The sequence below is a fragment of the Vibrio sp. Vb339 genome, assembly GCF_902751245.1.
Classification (GTDB): Bacteria; Pseudomonadota; Gammaproteobacteria; order Enterobacterales; family Vibrionaceae; genus Vibrio; species Vibrio coralliirubri.
On record NZ_CADDIS010000007.1, the window covers coordinates 58,409 to 74,133 of the forward strand.

The window sequence follows — 15,725 nt, forward strand, 5'->3', positions numbered from 1 at the left end:
AAGAACGCGTCTGTTTAACGGGCGAAGCGAACGGAAGGCTCATCGTTTCAGGTAACAACCACTATCCACACATCCTCCAAGTAAAAATAACAATATCTAACTTGGTTGGTTAAGGAAGCAGGGATGAAAAACGTATTAAACGTATTTAAAGCGCTGTTGCTCATGGCAGTCAGTGCTCAGTTGGCTTTTGCTGGAATAACGGATGAAGCTAGCTTTACCAAGGCGCTAGTTGGTAAGAAAACATCGGATAAAGAATTAGCTATCGATTGGGTGATTGAAACGCAAACGGAAGATGTGTCGAAACCTATTTTAGATGGCTGGTTAAACGGAAACCTTTACTACTTCAATGAGAAACAGAGCGAGCAGTACAAACAGCTCTACCTCATTCAAAGCATCAAAACAGCGACGTCAGCTCAGTCAGCATGGGATGATTCAACGCTTAATATCGAGAATGCGAGACAGTTTAAAAAGGTTCGTGTGAATAACAAACTTCGCGGGATATTACGCGGTGAAATAGCCTCGATTGGACTGAACAGCGGCAACCCTAATGTGCGTTATAAGGCGGTTTTGGATTTGTTAGGAACCAAAGACGCTGACATTATCGAACGACTAACTGAACTCAGAGCCAATGAATCAGATGGCAAAGTAGCTGAGCTAATGGATTTGTCGTTAGCGATTGCCACTTCTCTTAATAACAGTGCCACCATTGAAGATCGTGTGGCTTCAATTGAACGAGTTGGCGACTTCAAACACTCGGTCGTTCTGAAAACACTGAACCAACTACTGAACAGTGAGCAAGATCCAAGCATTACCGCTGCAGCAGAACGTGCGATGGATAGCTATCAACAAAGCCAAGCACTCTATTCGGGTGTAGAAACCGTATTCTTCGGTTTGAGCTTAGGCTCGGTATTGGTACTGGCAGGCATTGGCTTAGCGATTACCTTTGGTGTGATGGGCGTTATCAACATGGCTCATGGCGAGCTGATCATGATTGGCGCTTATACCACCTACGTATTGCAGTTGTTGATGCCGAATCATATTGGCCTAGCGCTGATACTTTCCATTCCAGCGGCATTCATTGTTTCTGGCTTAGTGGGCATTGCGATTGAGCGAAGTGTGATTCGTCATCTTTATGGTCGCCCATTGGAAACCTTACTCGCGACCTTTGGTATTAGCTTAATCTTGCAGCAGGCTGTTCGTTCTATTTTCTCTCCTTTGAACCGCTCAGTGAGCACGCCTGAATGGATGTCTGGAGCACTTCAATTGAACCCAATGTTGTCCCTGACCTACAACCGCCTTTACATCATTCTCTTCTGTGGTTTGGTGTTTATGGGCTTATTAATGGTTCTGAAAAAGACACCACTAGGTTTGCAGGTTCGTGCGGTTTCTCAAAACCGTGGCATGGCTCGTGCGATGGGTATTCGTTCAGAGCGAGTTGATGCGATGACCTTCGGTTTAGGCTCTGGCGTTGCGGGTGTTGCAGGCGTTGCACTGTCTCAACTGACCAACGTTGGCCCTAATATGGGACAGGCGTACATCATCGACTCATTCATGGTGGTGGTATTCGGCGGTGTTGGCAACCTATGGGGCACGCTAGTCGCAGGCTTAAGCCTTGGTCTGTTCAACAAGATTTTAGAACCATGGGCTGGTGCGGTTCTCGCCAAGATTCTGGTACTGGTTTTCATCATTCTATTTATTCAAAAACGCCCACGCGGACTCTTCCCGCAACGTGGTCGTGCGGCTGAAGGTTAAGGACAACATCATGCAGTCAAAATCATTTGTACTTTCGGCAATGCGTGGTGACAAAGGTGGCCAACTGACCATCCTTGCCATTCTAGCGGCCGTCATTCTTATCCCACTGGCTAACACCATGTTACCAAGTGGACACCCGCTCCATGTAGAGACCTTCACTATCTCACTAATGGGCAAATATCTGAGCTACGCAATGTTGGCGTTGGCACTCGATCTTGTGTGGGGCTACCTTGGAATACTGAGCCTCGGCCACGGCGCTTTCTTTGCGCTTGGCGGTTATGCTATGGGCATGTACTTAATGCGTCAGATTGGTGACCGTGGGGTTTATGGTGATCCAATCTTGCCTGACTTTATGGTGTTCCTTGATTGGTCGGCGTTGCCGTGGTTTTGGCAAGGTTTTGATCAGTTCTGGTTTGCTTGTCTGATGGTGGTGTTGGTGCCGGGCGCATTGGCTTACTTGTTCGGTTATTTAGCTTTCCGCTCTCGTGTGTCCGGGGTGTATCTTTCTATCATGACTCAGGCGTTAACTTACGCATTGATGCTGGCATTTTTCCGCAACGAAATGGGCTTTGGTGGCAACAACGGACTGACGGATTTCAAAGATATCATCGGTCTGAGTTTACAGAGTGATGCGGTCAAGATTGGTCTGTTTGTTGCGACTGGTATTGCGCTAATCCTCAGCTACATCGCGTGTCGCATGGTGGTGACCAGTCGATTAGGTCGTGTGGCATTAGCGATTCGTGATACGGAATCACGCACTCGCTTTATGGGCTATGACGTCGATGGCATCAAGCTGTGGGTCTTCGTGCTTTCAGCGGTTATCGCGGGTATTGCTGGGGCTTTATATGTTCCTCAAGTTGGCATCATTAATCCGGGAGAATTTGCTCCTCTTAACTCGATTGAGATTGTGGTTTGGGTTGCCTTAGGCGGTCGTGCCACTCTGTTTGGCGCCATTGTCGGGGCATTGATCATCAACTACGCCAAGAGCTGGTTTACGGTTGAATTCCCGGAGGTGTGGCTGTTTGCTCTGGGTGGACTATTCGTACTCTCAACCATGTACTTCCCACAAGGTGTGATTGGCTTTGTTAGTGAAAGGTGGCAGCAGCTGCGCAAGGCATCAAATGGGAAAAACCAAGATAAAGATAAGGATGATCAGCATAAGGCCAAGGAGGTGATCGCATGACCACATTTAATAGCGTAAAGGAATCGGTTCAGGCGTTCACTCGTCGAGACGAAGTCTTTGATTACCTCAAACCCGATATTCATCCTGCCATCGATACTCGACATAACGTGCTGTTGTATGTCGAAGGCGTCAACAAAAGCTTTGATGGTTTCCAAGCGATAAACGACCTCAACCTCTACATCAAAGAGGGAGAGCTACGCTGCATTATCGGTCCTAATGGCGCAGGTAAAACCACCATGATGGACATCATCACAGGTAAAACTAAGCCGGACACTGGCGAGGTGTGGTTGGGTTCGAACATCAACTTATTGAAGAAGAATGAAGCTGAAATTGCCAATGCAGGCGTTGGGCGTAAATTCCAAAAACCGACCGTGATTGAGTGTTTAACTGTGTGGCAGAACCTTGAATTAGCCATGGCCGGTGACCGTTCAGTGTGGGCAACGTTCACTGCTGTGATGTCTGGTGAACAGAAAGACAAACTGACCTCTGTGCTTGAGTTGATTCATTTAAAAGACGAAGCGGCGAATTTGGCAGGTAACCTGTCTCACGGACAAAAGCAGTGGTTAGAGATAGGCATGTTATTGATGCAAAACCCTAGGCTATTGCTGGTGGATGAACCCGTTGCAGGGATGACTCACCAAGAGATGGACCGTACTTCTGAGTTACTTAACTCACTGGCAGGAAAGCACTCAGTGGTAGTGGTTGAACACGATATGGATTTCGTTCGTTCAATTGCCAGCCATGTCACCGTGCTTCATCAAGGTCATGTGTTGGCTGAAGGCACGATGGATCAAGTGCAGGCTCACCCTGAAGTTAAACAAGTTTATCTCGGAGAATAGGATGCTAGAGGTTAAATCAGTTAATCAATATTACGGTGAGAGCCATACGCTGTGGGATTTGGATATGCAGATCCCAGAAGGAAAATGCACAGTGCTAATGGGGCGCAATGGCGTCGGTAAAACCACGTTGCTGCAATGCATCATGGGGTTGGTTAAGGTCGAAAGCGGTGACATCTCATTGTCGGGCGAGTCGCTTTTGAAAACCGATGCTGAAGATCGTGCTCGCCAGGGAATCGGTTATGTGCCGCAAGGTCGTCAGATCTTTCCGATGCTCACGGTTCAAGAAAACCTAGAAGTAGGTTTGCCAATTCGAGAAAAGGGAGACCGTAAGATCCCAGAGTTCATCTTCGATATATTCCCTGTGTTAAAAGAGATGCTGCATCGTCGCGGTGGTGACTTGTCTGGTGGTCAGCAGCAACAACTGGCGATTGGGCGTGCGCTGGTGGTCAACCCAAAACTGTTGATCTTGGATGAACCGACTGAAGGTATTCAGCCCAATATCGTGCAAGAGATTGGTGACATCATTCGTATGCTCAACGAGAAGATGGGACTCACGGTTCTGCTTGTTGAACAGAAGCTGCCATTTGCGAGAAAGGTCGGTGACCGATTTTGCATTCTCGACCGTGGTCGTCAGGTAGCAGAAGGTGAAATGAAAGGGCTCAATGAGTCTTTGATTAAGGAGTACCTAACCGTATGAGCTCTCTATATTCTTCGAGTGAAGCAATAAACACTTCTTTAGCGGGAGTGTTGTCTCTGAATGAGACCATCGAGCAAGATATTCGAGACGGTTGGCAAGCGAGTTTAAACCTCACTTTTGTCGACCGCGGTGATAAAACCGTATTAAAGAATCGTCAGCAGTCTGGTCCGCTTGCGGTGCAACGCCCCCTGTATCCTGATGGGGAAACGTGTCACACCTACTTACTTCATCCCCCCGGCGGAGTGGTAGGTGGTGACACACTTAATATTGAAGCGACCATCGAAAGCGGTGCGCATGCGTTGATCACCACACCCGGTGCGACCAAGTTCTATCGCTCAAACAACAAGTACGCTAAGCAGAAGCAGACCCTACGAGTGAAGAAAGATGCTCGCTTGGAATGGATGCCGCAAGAGAACATCTTTTTCCCGAATGCACACGTTCGTTTAGACACTGAAATTCGCCTAGAAAAGGGTGCACAATTTTGGGGTTGGGAGATGCACTGTTTTGGACGTCCTGCACAGAATGAGGGATTCGAGCATGGTCATCTCGTTGGGAAAACAGAAATCTATCTTGATAATCAAAGGCTTCTGACTGAAGGTTTTAATTTTCACGGTGGCGATAAGTTAATGATAAATATGGGGTTACTTGATTATTCAATGATGGGAACCTTTTATATTACCTCAAATGAGAAGCAAGATTTAGAGTTGGTACAGAGCTTGCTCTTATCTATTACACAGCAAGCTTCACAGCAATCAGTTACATCAAAAACGTCGAGTGAACCCACATTAATATTGGGCGCGACTCAGATAGAAGGATTGATTGTGGTGCGAGCCTTGGGTAATTGGAGTGAAGATATCCTCCAGGCCTTTGGTCAGATATGGCAAGCAACTCGCTCTCATTTATGTGGTACGACTCCTGATTTACCAAGGATTTGGGCGACTTAGCGATTAGCCCTTTTTGTACCTAGGGTGACTTCCGACCCTAGGTACATTTTTTCAAGCTTGCTGTGATTGAATCCCACTTACTGCTCATGCGTTTTTGAGCAATAAGAAAACAAACTAACAGCGGGCGGCTAAATGGAATTAACACCAAGAGAAAAAGATAAGCTACTTATCTTCTGCGCAGGAATGCTGGCACAGCAGCGCAAAAAAAAAGGCTTAAAACTCAACTATCCAGAATCTATTGCACTGATCAGCAGTGCCATTCTCGAAGGTGCCCGTGAGGGTAGAACCGTTTCAGAATTAATGGATTTTGGGCGCACACTTCTTACTGTCGATGACGTTATGGAGGGGATCCCTTCCATGATCCCTGATGTACAAGTCGAAGCCACTTTTCCTGATGGCACCAAGCTGGTGACCGTTCATGAACCTATCGTGTAGGGAGAAGTAATATGGCTGGTTCCACAAAACAATACTCAGGATTCGTTCCCGGAAAAGTAGAAACCGCACCGGGTGACATCACTCTCAATGAAGGCCGAGACACAACGTCCGTTAAGGTACAAAACATTGGCGATCGTCCTGTTCAAATTGGCTCTCATTACCACTTCTATGAAGCAAACCCTTCGCTGATCTTTGACCGAGAAGCCACTAAAGGTTTTCGACTCAATATTCCTGCTGGTACTGCAACCCGCTTTGAGCCGGGTCAGTCGCGCAGCGTCGAGTTAGTGCGTTACGCCGGTAAGTTAGAGATCTATGGCTTCCAAGGAAAGGTGATGGGCAAGCTCTAAGCGCTCCCACGGAATAATGAAAATAACAAAGGATTGAACATGGCGACGATATCCAGACAGGCTTATGCCGAAATGTTTGGGCCAACAGTCGGTGACCGAGTGCGTCTTGCTGACACTGATTTATGGCTAGAAGTTGAAAAGGATTACACCGTATACGGCGACGAAGTGAAGTTCGGCGGCGGTAAAGTTATCCGTGATGGACAAGGGCAAAGCCAGCGTCCAAGTGCCGAAACTCCAGATTTGGTGATCACCAATGCGATTGTGTTGGATTACTGGGGCATCGTAAAAGCAGATGTCGCCATCAAAGATGGTCGAGTTCAGGCATTAGGTAAAGCGGGCAACCCTGATGTTCAGCCGGGCGTTGATATTGTGATTGGCCCGGGCACGGAAATTTTAGCCGGCGAAGGTTCAATTCTGACTGCTGGTGGCATTGATTCACACATCCACTTTATCTGCCCACAACAGATTGAAGAAGCACTGGCGTCAGGTGTCACAACCATGATTGGCGGTGGCACGGGGCCAAACACAGGTACTAACGCGACCACATGCACGCCGGGGCCTTGGAACATGCACCGCATGTTGGAGTCACTCGATCAATTCCCGATGAACTTTGGTTTGTTAGGCAAAGGCAATGCCAGTCAGCCAGAAGCTCTACGCGAACAAGTAGCGGCAGGTGCTGTGGGTTTGAAGTTGCACGAAGACTGGGGAACCGCACCCGCTTCAATCGATACCTGCTTGAGCGTTGCCGATGAAATGGACGTACAAGTCGCGATTCATACCGACACTCTGAATGAATCTGGTTTTGTTGAATCGACACTTGGCGCAATCGGTGATCGCGTGATTCATACCTATCACACCGAAGGTGCGGGCGGTGGTCATGCTCCCGATATTATTCGTGCTGCAGGTGAGCCGAACGTTTTGCCCTCCTCAACCAATCCAACACGCCCTTACACCATCAATACCGTCGATGAGCACTTAGACATGTTGATGGTCTGTCATCACTTGTCACCATCGATTGCTGAAGATGTCGCGTTTGCCGAATCGCGTATCCGCCGTGAAACCATTGCCGCAGAAGACATTCTTCATGACTTGGGCGCGTTCTCGATGATCGCCTCGGATTCCCAAGCAATGGGGCGTGTAGGCGAGGTAGTAACACGTACTTGGCAAACCGCGCATAAGATGAAAGTGCAGCGTGGTAGCTTAAAAGAAGATTCAGACTACAGCGATAACTTCCGTTTAAGACGCTATGTCGCTAAGTACACCATCAACCCAGCGATCACTCATGGTATGTCTCATGAAATCGGTTCGATCGAAGCCGGGAAATTAGCTGACCTAGTTTTATGGAAGCCAGCCTTCTTTGGCGTGAAACCAAGTGTGATTTTGAAGGGCGGCATGATCGCCATGGCACCGATGGGTGACCCTAACGCTTCAATCCCAACACCTCAGCCAGTTCACTATCGCTCGATGTTTGGTAGCTACGGCAAGGCGTGTCAGAACACATCAATGTTGTTTGTTTCCAAGGAAGCCAAGGCGCAGAATATCGATAAGCAATTGGGTTTGCAGAGCTTGATTGGTGTTGTGAGTAACTGCCGAAACATCAGCAAAGCCGATATGAAGCTCAATGATTGGATGCCGAAGATTGAAGTCGACTCTCAGACGTACCAAGTGCGCGCCGATGGTGAGTTACTCACGTGTGAACCAGCTGAAGAGCTGCCAATGGCTCAGCGGTACTTTCTATTCTAAGCCTTTGACTAAAGAATCTTATTTTAGTGACCCTATTTTGAACGTTATAAATCTCACAAGGAGATTGAGGTAATAGCATGATTGAACTGACTCAACTGAATACTCAAATACAAAATGCACCGGACGGCTACTTAAGCCTGCCGATCGATAGCCGCATCAAAAGCCGCCTTAAGGTGATGCTAGATGACGGGCGCAATGCCGGACTGTTTCTACCGCGAGGTCATATCTTGCGTGGTGGCGAACAACTCTTAAGTGAATGTGGTTTAGTCGTAGAAGTGAAAGCGGCACCAGAAACCGTTTCGACTGTTTACTGTGAAGACTTGCTCCTTTTAACGCGAGTGGCGTATCACCTTGGTAACCGTCATGTTCCGCTGCAAGTGGAAGCGGGCTGGGTTCGTTATCAACACGACCATGTTTTGGATGAAATGGTTGAAGGTTTAGGCGCGAAGGTGACTACCGAGAAACAACCGTTTGAGCCAGAAGGCGGCGCTTATGGCGGTCGCTCAGGTGGACATCATCACCATCATTAATGACTCACTAAACGATTTATATAACAACAAATATTAATAACGATAAACGCAAGGAAGACGCGATGAACTTTAAAACAGCAGCAGGCTTATGCACTTTCACAATAGCTTCTCTAACAACATCAACGATGGCATTGGCTCACCCGGGGCACGGTTCGCATTCGGTTCATGAGTCTCACTCATTTATGTCTGGCTTAACTCACCCTGTGACAGGTATGGATCACCTGATCATGTTGATCGCTTTTGGTCTGTTAATTGGCGCACTTTCATTTTCCAGCAAGACAAAAGCCGCTCTGATTGGCGGTGGGTTGGCGTCTTTAGTGGTAGGGCTCATCGCAGGCCAAGCCTTAGGTTTCTCTGTGATTGTTGAACCTGCAATCATCGCTTCTCTATTCGTTGTCAGCTTATGCTTATGGCACGTGTTCTCACCATCGACTAAGCGTGTGAACAGTGTATTAGCGGCTTCGATTGGCATGTTGTTTTTCCATGGTTATGCGCATGGCGTTGAAGCGGCAAGTAACCTAACTCAGTTTGCAGCGGGTATGAGCATCACAGCTTTGGCTCTGATGGTTATCGGTACATTGGTTGGCCGCGCGGTTTACTCAAAATGGATGTCGGTTGGTGTGGCTTCAGCAAGCGCACTATTACTGTTAAGCGCGTAGGCTCTCGAACTTATTTGATTCTAGAAGACTGAGGGCACGGTTATGACCACAACAGAAAATGTCGCCATCTATCGTCTGTTTCAATTGATCAGTCCGTCATTGCCGATTGGTGGGTTCACTTATTCGCAAGGTTTAGAGTTAGCGGTTGAAGCGGGGTGGGTGACCGATCGCAACAGCATGGAACAGTGGCTTAATACCATCGTCAGTTCCAGTGTCGCGACTTTGGAATTGCCCATCTTAGAGCGTCTTTACCACGCTCTAGAAAAGGGTGAACTCGATGAGATTGAGCACTGGTGTAATTACCTGTACTCAAGCCGTGAAACCAGTGAATTGCGGGCGGAAGAGAAGCAACGTGGGCAGGCATTGAATACTTTGTTGAAGCGCTTAGATATCGATATTTCACTGGTGGACTCTGTTGATAGTCACCCAAACCAATTGTTGGGTATGTGTATGGCAGCCCAGCATTGGGGCATTGATTTAGAAAGCCTTAAGCAAGGTTACTTATGGAGTTGGCTTGAAAATATCGTTACTGCAGGCGTGAAACTGGTGCCTTTAGGTCAAACCGACGGGCAGTTGGCATTGATTAATATCACCAACACCTTTCCTGAGGTGATCGAAAAGGCCCACGCGATAGAAGATTGGATGGTAGGCAGCTTTTCGCCATCAATGGCATTAGCAAGTTCACTGCACGAAACACAATACACGAGACTATTTCGTTCGTAGCGGTCAGCTCGAACGGTGTAGTAAAAAGAATATAAGGAAGTAGACAATGGAAAGTTATAAGCAACCCCTTCGAATTGGTATTGGCGGCCCGGTAGGGTCTGGTAAAACAGCGTTGTTAGAGGTGTTATGTAAGGCGATTCGCGACAAGCTCAACATTGCCGTGGTAACCAACGACATCTACACCCAAGAAGATGCAAAGATACTCACGCGAGCAGAAGCGCTAGAACCGGATCGTATCATTGGTGTTGAAACGGGTGGCTGTCCGCACACGGCGATCCGTGAAGATGCGTCGATGAACTTAGCTGCGGTAGAAGAGCTCGCTAAGCTGCACAAAAACCTCGATGTGGTATTCGTCGAAAGCGGTGGCGACAACCTCAGTGCCACGTTCAGCCCTGAGTTAGCCGACCTGACCATCTACGTGATTGATGTAGCGGAGGGGGAGAAGATCCCACGTAAAGGCGGGCCGGGTATTACGCGTTCTGATCTGCTAGTCATCAACAAGATCGATTTAGCACCATATGTGGGTGCGTCACTTGAAGTGATGGAGCAAGACACTCAACGCATGCGACCAACCAAGCCATACGTGTTCACTAACCTAAAAGAGAGCCAAGGTTTAGATTTCATCATCAACTTTATTGTGACGGAAGGGATGCTCACCATGAAGGAGCCTTCTGCTACTGAGTAGAGTTTGAATTTCAAAACCATTAGATAGAACAAAGCCCTGTCGATTATCGATAGGGCTTTCTGGTTTTAAATGATTTTCAACGTTCTAGTCGAACCTAAAGCTCACTCTTAACGACTTTTGTTGTCACTTGCGATTCAATCACACCGTCTTCAACTTGGGTGGTGATCACTTCGCCCACCTCAACATCGTTAATCGATGACACAGTCTTGCTCGATGCTGAATGAGTAATGCTGTAGCCACGCTTTAGGGTTGCTAGTGGACTAACGGTTTCTAACTTCTCAGCAGCCATGGCCAGCTGGTGTCGAGTGGTTAGCAGTGTTTTATCCATCGCATCTAATAGCTTCTGCTCAGAGCGTTGTAAATGCAGTTTCTGTTCACCAAGGCGTTTCACTGGCGAGTTCAGCTGAAGCTGGTGCTGTTTGCGCTCAACACGCTGTGCATGCTGCTTTAGGTATTGAGTCATACCACGACGCAAACGCATGTCTAGGTCATCAAGTTGCTGACTCTGCTTTTGAAGTTGGTAGCTCGGGTGTTGCTTCTCTAAGCGGTATTTCAACGTTTGAGTGGATTGTGCTTGTTTGATTAACACATGACGAATCGCACTCACTAAGCGAGCGCGTTTAGAGGCAAAAGCTTGCTCTTTATGACTGTTGTCACGGCTAACCAATTCTGCAGCTGCTGATGGAGTTGGAGCTCGCATATCTGCGACGAAATCGGCGATAGTGACGTCAACTTCGTGGCCAACTGCGCTGATAATCGGGATCTGGCTTGCTGCAATTGTGCGAGCAACGATCTCGTTATTGAAGCACCATAAGTCTTCTAATGAACCGCCGCCACGACCCACGATCAACACATCACACTCATTGCGTTCGTTAGCTCGTCCAATCGCTTGAGCAATCTGAATTGCCGCCTCTTCGCCTTGAACCATGGTCGGGTAAACCACAACAGGCAATGAAGGATCGCGTCTTTTCAGTACATCAAGAATATCAAACAGCGCCGCGCCGGTTTTCGACGTGATAACGCCAACGCGCTTTGGGTGTTCAGGAAGCGGTTGCTTACTCGATTGAGCAAACAGGCCTTCTGCGGCAAGGTTCATCTTCAGCTTTTCAAACTCTTGCTGAAGCTTACCGTCACCTTCTGGTTGCATGCTTTCGATGATCAGTTGATAGTCACCGCGTGGCTCATAAAGAGACAGACGAGCTTTAACTAGAACTTGATTACCATTCTGGGGCTTAAAAGTGACACGGCGGTTATTGCCACGAAACATAGCGCACTTAACTTGAGCGCGAGAGTCTTTAAGCGTGAGGTACCAGTGACCAGATACAGGTGCAGAGAAGTTTGAGATTTCACCAACGAGCCAGACTATTCCCATTTCGTTTTCTAATAGGAGACGAACCTCTGAGTTGAGGCGAGAAACAGTAAAGATGTTTGGATTAGTCATAGAAGCACTATCTTTCCTTGAAGGAAGGTCTTTCTTGGAATCTCACAGGGCGTGAGTATGGAAGATAGCGGCAATATAATACATAGCAAGGGGGTAAATGCAAATTAAAAATACAAAAATGTGTAGCCAAGCGATTTCGTTGGCCGTATAATCCGTCCGCAATATCTAATCCAAATGCAGTTTGATTTTCCTTAATTGGCTGCCCTCATTAGGCGAAACGATGAGATTGGATTGTTTCTTTTTACTCCTATTATTGTGAGATATTGCAAATGCTAAGAATTGCCAAAGAAGCGCTGACATTCGACGACGTACTGCTAGTGCCAGCACACTCCACCGTTCTCCCTAATACAGCTGATCTTCGCACTCAGCTGACGAAGAATATTTCCCTAAACATCCCAATGATATCTGCATCTATGGATACTGTGACAGAAGCTCGCCTAGCGATTGCACTGGCACAAGAAGGCGGAATAGGCTTCATTCACAAGAACATGTCTATTGAACAGCAAGCTGAAATGGTTCGCCAGGTTAAAATTTACGAAGCAGGTGTGGTTTCTCACCCAGTAACTGTAAGCCCTGACGCGACAATCGCTGATGTTGTAGCCCTTACCCAAAAACACGGCTTTGCCGGTTTCCCTGTTGTTACTGAAACAAACGAACTTGTTGGTATTATTACCGGCCGTGACGTTCGCTTTGTTACTGACCTTTCTAAGAAAGTTGATGTAGTAATGACACCTAAAGCTCGCCTTGCTTCGGTTAAAGAAGGTGCAACTCGTGAAGAAGTTCAAGAGAAAATGCACGAAGCGCGTGTTGAAAAAGTTCTTGTTGTAAATGATGACTTCCAACTTACTGGAATGATCACTGCAAAAGATTTCCACAAAGCAGAACGTAAACCAAACGCTTGTAAAGATGAGCGCGGCAGCCTACGTGTAGGTGCAGCTGTTGGTGCTGGTGCTGGTAACGAAGAGCGCGTTGCAGCTCTAGTTGAAGCTGGCGTAGACGTTCTACTTATCGACTCTTCACACGGTCACTCTGAAGGCGTACTTAACCGTATCCGCGAAACTCGTGCTGCATACCCTGATCTACAAATCATCGGTGGTAACGTAGCAACTGGCGCTGGCGCTCGTGCTCTTATCGAAGCGGGTGTTAGTGCGGTTAAAGTAGGTATCGGCCCGGGTTCAATCTGTACGACTCGTATCGTTACTGGTGTTGGTGTTCCTCAAGTAACAGCAATCGCAGACGCAGCTGAAGTAGCTAACGAATACGGTATTCCAGTAATCGCAGATGGCGGTATCCGCTTCTCTGGCGATATCTGTAAAGCTATCGTTGCTGGCGCATCTTGTGTGATGGTTGGTTCAATGTTCGCGGGTACTGAAGAAGCACCGGGTGAAGTTATTCTTTACAACGGTCGTTCTTACAAGTCTTACCGTGGTATGGGTTCTCTTGGCGCTATGTCTCAAGGTTCTTCTGACCGTTACTTCCAATCTGACAACGCTGCAGATAAGCTTGTTCCAGAAGGTATTGAAGGTCGTATCGCATACAAAGGTCGTCTAAAAGAGATCGTTCACCAACAGATGGGCGGTCTACGCTCAAGCATGGGCCTAACGGGTTCTGCAACTGTTGAAGACATGCGTACTAAAGCTGAGTTTGTTCGTATCTCTGGTGCGGGCATGAAAGAATCTCACGTACACGATGTTCAAATCACGAAAGAAGCACCTAACTACCGTTTAGGTTAATAATACGTCCAAACGTTTGAATAATGTGCTGATTTAGTCGGCACATTAATATACCAATCGTAGTAAATAACTGGTCATCCTAGCTTGTTAAAAACCTCGATAACTTCGTTAGGATTTTTGATTGTAGAATAACTACTTATCAGAAAATCCTGCCTCGTTCTCAAGCTTTTTTCCTACGCTATTCCTGAACATTTACTTACTGTGATTGGTATTATATCTACCGCCTGTTTTGTTAAAAGTCCGATTTTCTCAAAACACGTGGTTAAAGATATCTAACGAAAACGTTTGCTTTATTTCTTGAAGAGTTAATCAGAGGTGAGTAAACTCGCCTCCGTTTTATCACATAGCCAATAAGACTGCTTACAATGACTAAAAATATTCATGACCAACGTATTCTAATTCTGGACTTCGGTTCTCAATACACACAGCTAGTAGCTCGTCGTATTCGTGAGATCGGTGTTTACTGTGAACTTTGGAGCTGGGACGTAGAAGAAGCGGATATTCGTGAATTCAATCCAGACGGCATCATCCTATCTGGTGGCCCTGAAAGTGTAACGGAGGAGAACTCTCCACGTGCACCTCAGTACGTATTTGATTCAGGTGTTCCTGTCTTCGGTATCTGCTACGGCATGCAAACTATGGCTGAGCAACTTGGCGGTAAAGTAGCAACGTCTACTGAGCGTGAGTTCGGCTACGCAGCGGTACAAGTGACTGGCGAGTCTGCACTTTTCGCAGACCTTGAGTCTACTCAAGATGTTTGGATGAGCCACGGTGACAAAGTGGTTGAGATCCCAGCTGATTTCATAAAGATCGCTGAAACAGACACTTGCCCATACGCTGCTATGGCAAACGAAGAGAAGAAGTACTACGGCGTACAATTCCACCCAGAAGTAACACACACTAAGAACGGCCTAAAAATGCTTGAGAACTTCGTTCTTAACGCATGTGGTTGTGAAGGTCTGTGGACTTCAGCTTCAATCATTGAAGATGCAGTTGCACGTATTAAAGAACAAGTAGGTGACGATGAAGTTATCCTTGGTCTTTCTGGTGGTGTTGATTCATCTGTAGTTGCGATGCTTGCTCACCGCGCTATCGGCGACAAACTAACATGTGTATTTGTAGATAACGGCCTTCTTCGTTTAAACGAAGCTGAGCAGGTTATGGAGATGTTCGGCAACAAGTTTGGCCTAAACATCATCAAAGTAGATGCTGAGCAACGTTTCCTTGATGCTCTTGAAGGCGAAGCTGAACCAGAAGCTAAGCGTAAGATCATCGGTCACGTATTCGTAGATATCTTCGATGAAGAGTCTAAGAAACTGAAGAATGCTAAATGGCTTGCTCAGGGTACTATCTACCCAGACGTAATCGAGTCTGCAGCATCTAAGACAGGTAAAGCACACGTAATCAAATCTCACCACAACGTTGGTGGCCTTCCTGATGATATGGAAATGGGCCTTGTTGAGCCTCTACGTGAGCTATTCAAAGATGAAGTACGTAAGATCGGTCTAGAGCTTGGTCTTCCATACAACATGCTTTACCGCCACCCATTCCCGGGTCCAGGTCTAGGTGTTCGTGTACTTGGCGAAGTGAAGAAAGAGTACTGTGATCTACTGCGTCGCGCAGATGCTATCTTCATTGAGGAGCTTCACGCTGCTGACCTTTACCACAAAGTATCTCAAGCATTCACGGTATTCCTACCAGTACGTTCAGTTGGCGTAATGGGCGATGGCCGTAAGTACGATTGGGTTGTATCTCTACGTGCTGTAGAAACTATCGACTTTATGACTGCTCACTGGGCACATCTACCATACGACTTCCTAGGTAAGGTATCTAACCGTATTATCAACGAAGTTAACGGTATTTCACGTGTTGTTTACGATATTTCTGGTAAGCCACCAGCAACTATCGAGTGGGAATAGTCTTTTAGAGATTTAACCAGTTTTGATTAAGATCTTAAGCCTCGAACTCAGTTCGGGGCTTTTTTCTTTTCGATTCATTATATTAAAGGCTTATG

15 protein-coding genes are annotated in these 15,725 nt (G+C 47.0%); 14 read left to right on the top strand and 1 reads right to left on the bottom strand.

The window, feature by feature from the left end; translation table 11 throughout:
- Window positions 1–123: 123 nt before the first annotated feature.
- The 12 genes from urtB to ureG all read left to right on the top strand — a co-directional run bounded on the left by urtB (window position 124) and on the right by ureG (window position 10,537).
- Entirely contained in the window at window positions 124–1,752 is a 1,629-nt protein-coding gene (gene urtB, locus HRQ85_RS22130) for an urea ABC transporter permease subunit UrtB (protein ID WP_172380613.1), read from the top strand.
- A gap of 10 nt (window positions 1,753–1,762) precedes the next feature.
- Window positions 1,763–2,935 (top strand): urea ABC transporter permease subunit UrtC, encoded by a 1,173-nt coding sequence (gene urtC / locus HRQ85_RS22135; RefSeq protein ID WP_052879462.1) that lies wholly within the window; start codon window positions 1,763–1,765, stop codon window positions 2,933–2,935.
- Window positions 2,932–3,774: an urea ABC transporter ATP-binding protein UrtD gene (urtD, locus tag HRQ85_RS22140; protein WP_052879463.1), complete on the top strand. Its 843-nt coding sequence runs from the start codon at window positions 2,932–2,934 to the stop codon at window positions 3,772–3,774. The genes urtC and urtD overlap by 4 nt, the downstream gene beginning before the upstream one ends.
- Before the next feature lies 1 nt (window position 3,775).
- A complete protein-coding gene (urtE, locus tag HRQ85_RS22145; protein WP_017090946.1) occupies window positions 3,776–4,471 on the top strand; it encodes an urea ABC transporter ATP-binding subunit UrtE in 696 nt (231 codons plus the stop codon).
- Window positions 4,468–5,415, top strand: coding sequence for an urease accessory protein UreD (locus HRQ85_RS22150; RefSeq protein WP_050619867.1), 948 nt, complete (start codon window positions 4,468–4,470; stop codon window positions 5,413–5,415). The genes urtE and HRQ85_RS22150 overlap by 4 nt, the downstream gene beginning before the upstream one ends.
- A gap of 132 nt (window positions 5,416–5,547) precedes the next feature.
- Window positions 5,548–5,850 carry an urease subunit gamma gene (ureA, locus tag HRQ85_RS22155; protein WP_172380614.1) on the top strand — a complete coding sequence of 101 codons (303 nt, stop codon included), beginning with the start codon at window positions 5,548–5,550 and terminating at the stop codon, window positions 5,848–5,850.
- Window positions 5,851–5,861: 11 nt separating this feature from the next.
- Window positions 5,862–6,197, top strand: a complete 336-nt coding sequence (locus HRQ85_RS22160; protein WP_004735120.1) for an urease subunit beta — start codon at window positions 5,862–5,864, stop codon at window positions 6,195–6,197.
- Between the two features lie 39 nt (window positions 6,198–6,236).
- Window positions 6,237–7,940: an urease subunit alpha gene (gene ureC, locus HRQ85_RS22165; protein WP_172380615.1), complete on the top strand. Its 1,704-nt coding sequence runs from the start codon at window positions 6,237–6,239 to the stop codon at window positions 7,938–7,940.
- Window positions 7,941–8,017: 77 nt separating this feature from the next.
- Window positions 8,018–8,470: an urease accessory protein UreE gene (gene ureE / locus HRQ85_RS22170; protein WP_172380616.1), complete on the top strand. Its 453-nt coding sequence runs from the start codon at window positions 8,018–8,020 to the stop codon at window positions 8,468–8,470.
- Between the two features lie 62 nt (window positions 8,471–8,532).
- Window positions 8,533–9,129, top strand: coding sequence for a HupE/UreJ family protein (locus HRQ85_RS22175; protein WP_172380617.1), 597 nt, complete (start codon window positions 8,533–8,535; stop codon window positions 9,127–9,129).
- A gap of 42 nt (window positions 9,130–9,171) precedes the next feature.
- On the top strand, window positions 9,172–9,852 hold the full coding sequence (locus HRQ85_RS22180) for an urease accessory protein UreF (protein WP_048615213.1): 681 nt from the start codon (window positions 9,172–9,174) through the stop codon (window positions 9,850–9,852).
- A gap of 46 nt (window positions 9,853–9,898) precedes the next feature.
- On the top strand, window positions 9,899–10,537 hold the full coding sequence (gene ureG, locus HRQ85_RS22185; RefSeq protein ID WP_048614361.1) for an urease accessory protein UreG: 639 nt from the start codon (window positions 9,899–9,901) through the stop codon (window positions 10,535–10,537).
- Between the two features lie 94 nt (window positions 10,538–10,631).
- On the opposite strand, the gene xseA is transcribed toward ureG, so the two are convergent.
- Window positions 10,632–11,978, bottom strand: a complete 1,347-nt coding sequence (xseA, locus tag HRQ85_RS22190; protein WP_172380618.1) for an exodeoxyribonuclease VII large subunit — start codon at window positions 11,976–11,978, stop codon at window positions 10,632–10,634.
- Window positions 11,979–12,247: 269 nt separating this feature from the next.
- Here xseA and guaB point away from each other — a divergent pair, with 269 nt between their 5' ends.
- Together guaB and guaA are read left to right on the top strand one after the other, a co-directional pair.
- Entirely contained in the window at window positions 12,248–13,711 is a 1,464-nt protein-coding gene (guaB, locus tag HRQ85_RS22195) for an IMP dehydrogenase (RefSeq protein ID WP_017062496.1), read from the top strand.
- A 365-nt stretch (window positions 13,712–14,076) separates the two neighbouring features.
- Window positions 14,077–15,630, top strand: coding sequence for a glutamine-hydrolyzing GMP synthase (gene guaA, locus HRQ85_RS22200; RefSeq protein ID WP_172380619.1), 1,554 nt, complete (start codon window positions 14,077–14,079; stop codon window positions 15,628–15,630).
- The last annotated feature ends 95 nt before the right edge of the window (window positions 15,631–15,725 follow it).

What these genes read in the sequence shown, in the direction of transcription:
- urtB (WP_172380613.1), top strand. Translation starts at nt 124, where the DNA reads ATGAAAAACGTATTAAACGTATTTAAAGCGCTGTTGCTCATGGCAGTC.
- urtC (WP_052879462.1), top strand. Translation starts at nt 1,763, where the DNA reads ATGCAGTCAAAATCATTTGTACTTTCGGCAATGCGTGGTGACAAAGGT.
- urtD (WP_052879463.1), top strand. Translation starts at nt 2,932, where the DNA reads ATGACCACATTTAATAGCGTAAAGGAATCGGTTCAGGCGTTCACTCGT.
- urtE (WP_017090946.1), top strand. Translation starts at nt 3,776, where the DNA reads ATGCTAGAGGTTAAATCAGTTAATCAATATTACGGTGAGAGCCATACG.
- HRQ85_RS22150 (WP_050619867.1), top strand. Translation starts at nt 4,468, where the DNA reads ATGAGCTCTCTATATTCTTCGAGTGAAGCAATAAACACTTCTTTAGCG.
- ureA (WP_172380614.1), top strand. Translation starts at nt 5,548, where the DNA reads ATGGAATTAACACCAAGAGAAAAAGATAAGCTACTTATCTTCTGCGCA.
- HRQ85_RS22160 (WP_004735120.1), top strand. Translation starts at nt 5,862, where the DNA reads ATGGCTGGTTCCACAAAACAATACTCAGGATTCGTTCCCGGAAAAGTA.
- ureC (WP_172380615.1), top strand. Translation starts at nt 6,237, where the DNA reads ATGGCGACGATATCCAGACAGGCTTATGCCGAAATGTTTGGGCCAACA.
- ureE (WP_172380616.1), top strand. Translation starts at nt 8,018, where the DNA reads ATGATTGAACTGACTCAACTGAATACTCAAATACAAAATGCACCGGAC.
- HRQ85_RS22175 (WP_172380617.1), top strand. Translation starts at nt 8,533, where the DNA reads ATGAACTTTAAAACAGCAGCAGGCTTATGCACTTTCACAATAGCTTCT.
- HRQ85_RS22180 (WP_048615213.1), top strand. Translation starts at nt 9,172, where the DNA reads ATGACCACAACAGAAAATGTCGCCATCTATCGTCTGTTTCAATTGATC.
- ureG (WP_048614361.1), top strand. Translation starts at nt 9,899, where the DNA reads ATGGAAAGTTATAAGCAACCCCTTCGAATTGGTATTGGCGGCCCGGTA.
- xseA (WP_172380618.1), bottom strand. Translation starts at nt 11,978, where the DNA reads ATGACTAATCCAAACATCTTTACTGTTTCTCGCCTCAACTCAGAGGTT.
- guaB (WP_017062496.1), top strand. Translation starts at nt 12,248, where the DNA reads ATGCTAAGAATTGCCAAAGAAGCGCTGACATTCGACGACGTACTGCTA.
- guaA (WP_172380619.1), top strand. Translation starts at nt 14,077, where the DNA reads ATGACTAAAAATATTCATGACCAACGTATTCTAATTCTGGACTTCGGT.